The organism is Haladaptatus sp. (assembly GCF_049589095.1).
GTDB lineage: Archaea > Halobacteriota > Halobacteria > Halobacteriales > Haladaptataceae > Haladaptatus.
Genome location: NZ_JBAWAC010000647.1, coordinates 1 through 3,688 on the forward strand (window position 1 = coordinate 1; position 3,688 = coordinate 3,688).

At 60.6% G+C, this 3,688-nt stretch carries 4 protein-coding genes; all 4 read right to left on the reverse strand.

The features are described 5' to 3' along the window. Positions 1 to 77: 77 nt before the first annotated feature. A complete protein-coding gene (locus tag WBV42_RS20395) occupies positions 78 to 1,127 on the reverse strand; it encodes a lysylphosphatidylglycerol synthase transmembrane domain-containing protein (RefSeq protein ID WP_066139925.1) in 1,050 nt (349 codons plus the stop codon). A gap of 1 nt (position 1,128) precedes the next feature. Next, entirely contained in the window at positions 1,129 to 2,634 is a 1,506-nt protein-coding gene (locus WBV42_RS20400; protein WP_423987661.1) for a sulfatase, read from the reverse strand. Positions 2,635 to 2,715: 81 nt separating this feature from the next. Beyond that, a complete protein-coding gene (locus WBV42_RS20405) occupies positions 2,716 to 3,072 on the reverse strand; it encodes a NifU family protein (RefSeq protein WP_066139919.1) in 357 nt (118 codons plus the stop codon). A 123-nt stretch (positions 3,073 to 3,195) separates the two neighbouring features. Further along, positions 3,196 to 3,534, reverse strand: coding sequence for a DUF5783 family protein (locus WBV42_RS20410; RefSeq protein WP_423987662.1), 339 nt, complete (start codon positions 3,532 to 3,534; stop codon positions 3,196 to 3,198). Between the last annotated feature and the right edge of the window lie 154 nt (positions 3,535 to 3,688).

The window sequence follows — 3,688 nt, forward strand, 5'->3', positions numbered from 1 at the left end:
GTATCGAGACGCCCGTCAACCGAACGCTCGCCGGATTGGTGAAAACGTGGGAAGGGAGAAAGAGCGGAAGCTGAACGTCACGACCGCATGATGACGAACAGCGACGCGATGCCACCGATGAGGAGCACGAACCAGTAACTCGCAAACCGGTAGACCATGGCGGCTGCCACGCCCGAACTCCACGAAATCGCCGGAACGAGTCCGACCATGAGGACCGTGAGCGCCGCCTCGACGCCCGCCAGTCCGCCCGGCGTCGGCGTCAGTCCGGCCAGCGTACTCGCCGGAACGATGAACAACACGAGCACCAGTGGAAGTGGCAGGCCGAGCGCCCGTCCCGCGAAATACAGCGGCAGGGCGAAGAATATCCAGCCGGTGTACGAGAACACCAGCGCGAACAGCAGTTGGCGCGGTTCGCTCGCGATGCGCTCCAGCGAGTGATAGAACCGGTCGATACGTTGTCGAATCCCGTCGACCGTGATCCGTGACGTGCGGGTGGCGATGGGGGCAATGAAGCGGATCACGAGGTCTTCGACGCGCTCTCGATACCGCCAACCGGCGTAGGCGAGAGCCGGAATGCCGAACGCCAGTATCACGAGTCCCTGTGCCAGCGTCTTCGCGTCGTCCGGAAGCGACGCGCGGATGAGCAGATAGCTCAGCCCGAGCGCTGCGAAGTTGAAGAACGGCAGGAGGTTGAGCAGGTCCGCCGTCACGACGCTCGCGAGGCTGTCCTCGTAGTTCGCCTCCGTATCCCGCGAGAGGATGTAGGCGATGAACGGTTCGCCGCCAGCCTGTCCCAACGGGGTGACGTAGTTGGCGAACGTCGCCGCGAGGTAGGTGACGACGAGGCGTTTGAACTCCACCTTGATGTCGAGCACGGCGAGAACGATCTGCCACGCCTTGCCCCACGCGGCGAGGCCGATGAACGTCGAAAGGCAGGCGATCCACATCCACGTGTAGTCCGCACCCTGAAGGGCATGAAGCACTCGTCGCCACCCGGAGGCGACGACGATCAGGTAGATGAGGACAACCGCGACGACGAAGCCCAGCAGTAGCTTGCCGGTCCCGAACCGCTCCGACAGTCCTGCGGACAGCGCACTTCCGCCGTCCGGAGCCGACTTGTCGGTCACGTTAGTCGATGTAACCGAGGTCTTGGAGGCGGTCCTTGGCGTCGTCGCTCATATCGTCGAGCACGTCGTCACCGTCGGAGACCTCGTTCCACTCGCCGCCGACCGTCTCCTCGAACGCGGAGAGCGCGGCTTCGAGTTCGACCTCTTCCTCGGTTCCCTCGCCCCGGAGGTCGTTCAACTCGCCGGGGTCGTCATCGAGTTTGTAGAACTCGTCCTCGATGCGCTCGTTGCGGATGTATTTGGCATCGGGTCTGCGGGCCGCCCGCATCCGCGAGTAAAAGCGCGAGTTCTCGTCCAGCGTGATGTTCGCGCTCTTTGCCTTCTCCTCAAGCTGTTTCAGTTCGACCACGGGTCGGTAGTACTCCACGAAGGCACACTCGCCGTCGCCGGGGACGTCGTCCGCGAACGCACGGTAGTCCTCGTTGAGGAGCGACCGTGCTTCTTCGAGCGGCCGCGTCGAGTTCGACCCGGAGATGCCGGTGTGGTCGAGAATCGTGTGGTACACGTCGATGAGTTCGACCTGTTGGTCGCTCACGCCGGGGTCCATCTCGGGGTGTTTGACCATCAGCGGGACGTTGATGAGCGGGTCGTAGATACAGAACTCGTGACCGTACAGGTCGTGTTCACCGTGCAGTTCCCCGTGGTCGGCACAGACGACGACCATGGTGTCGTCCCATTCGTCGTTCTCCTGCATCCACGAGAACAGCCGTTGGAGTTGGTCGTCGATGTGGCGAATTTCGGCGTCGTAAAGGCCGCCGATCGCGTCCCACTCCTTGTCGCTGATGTCGCGTGCGCCGCAGTTGTACTCCTTCGAGTTCTGGCACACCTTGGTGGAATCGACGTTGGGAGCGAACTCCTTTCGGTACTCCTTCGGCGGGTGGTACGGAAGGTGAGCGTCCATCAGGTTGATGAACGAGAAGTACGGGCCGTCGGAGTCGTCGATGAACTCGATAGTCTGGTCGATGACCTGTGGCGTTTTCGAGTCCGCACCGTCGCCGCTGGCGAGGTACTCGTGAGCCACGTTGCCGAGGCTGACCAGTTTGTCCGCGACCTTCCGAAGCGACTCGTTGTCGTTCATCGTCTTCCACGCCTTCGCCATCGGCCCGGAGAGGAAATCGCCGGGCATCACTTCGAAGAAGTTGTCTTGGTCGTCGAAACCGTCCGTCAGATGGGTGTACGGCGTGATCCACGCGTTCGAGGAGTAACACGAGGTATCGTACCCCGCAGCGGAGAGGGTCTGTGCGAGCGTCGTCGCACCTTCCAGATACGGGTTCTCCTGACTCGCGCCGTGTTCGCTGGGATACATTCCAGTGAACAAAGAGGCATGCACCGGAAGGGTCCAAGGAGCGGGGGAAACCGCCTGCTCGAAGACGGTCGCTTCCTCCGCGAACCGTTCGAGGCCCGGCGTTGTCGGGCGATCGTATCCGTAGACAGAGAGGTGGTCTTTACGCACCGTATCCATCACAACGAATACGACGTTTTGCGCCGTGGCGTCGTCGTTCGTCATACTAACGCCTGCTACAGCGTCCGGTGGGATAAATATCGTGATTCAGCCCATGGAATCGGCCGAAAACTAAAAATAGCGGAATTAGAACGGAGCCTGCGGGCCTTCGTCATCGTCGTCGTCGCTGGACTCGCCGGGGAAGGATGGGCTCATGCCGCCACCCATTCCGTCGCCACCGCCCATGCCGGTTTCGGCGATGACTTTGTTGATTTCCGGAATCTCCTTGATCATTCGGCTCTTGATAGCCTGAATCGTCATCGGGGAGATACCACAGCCACTGCATGCGCCGCCGAGCATGATCGTAACTTCGCCGGACTCGCGGTCGATGTGCTGGATCGCAGCGCTACCGCCGTGCATCTGAATCTGCGGGAAGTTGCGGCGCAGGAAGTTCGTGACCCGTTCTTCGAGGTCGTCCCCATCTTCCTGAGTTTCGGTGCTCATGTATCCGGATATGGGGTGAGCCTCCTTAGGCCTTTCCACTGTCTCATAAACCGAATCCGGCAGGAATCACCGCTGAACCGTGACTTTTCGGGGTTTTAAACGAGGTAGAAAACCGCAGCGTCGTCAGTTCTCGTCCGGGTCGCTCGGTTCGAATCCAAAGACGCGTGCCAGCTCGTACTCCAACCGCTCGATGTACACCGAAAGCGTCTCTTCGAGTTTCTCGTCCTCCACAACGACGCTCCGCACGCGGTCGGTCGGATTCTCGGGGAGGTCGATGCGGAACTCGCCGTCCCCCTGATAGAACGGTTCGCTCTCGTTCAGTACCTCTTGGTCGATGGCGTGGATGAGTTTGGAATCGTACCGCTCGTTCATGTAGCTGAAGGCGTTCTTGTACCCACGCTGGAGTTCGTTGAAGTAGTGGGCGTACTTGTCCTCGAACTTCTCGGCATCGAATTCGGTCATAGCTGAACCGTGGGGAGCAGGAAGTAAAAATGCGGGCGATTCGAGTGCCGTAGTCTCCAAACCGAGAGGGATTATGTCATACGGAACAAACGTCATTGTATGCCCGAAGTCACACTCATCGACCGTGGCCGCGTCCGTGCCGACACCGCCTACG

Bases quoted from the DNA above. Each gene is read 5' to 3' on its own strand.
- WBV42_RS20405 (WP_066139919.1), bottom strand. From the start codon at position 3,072: ATGAGCACCGAAACTCAGGAAGATGGGGACGACCTCGAAGAACGGGTC.
- WBV42_RS20400 (WP_423987661.1), bottom strand. From the start codon at position 2,634: ATGACGAACGACGACGCCACGGCGCAAAACGTCGTATTCGTTGTGATG.
- WBV42_RS20410 (WP_423987662.1), bottom strand. From the start codon at position 3,534: ATGACCGAATTCGATGCCGAGAAGTTCGAGGACAAGTACGCCCACTAC.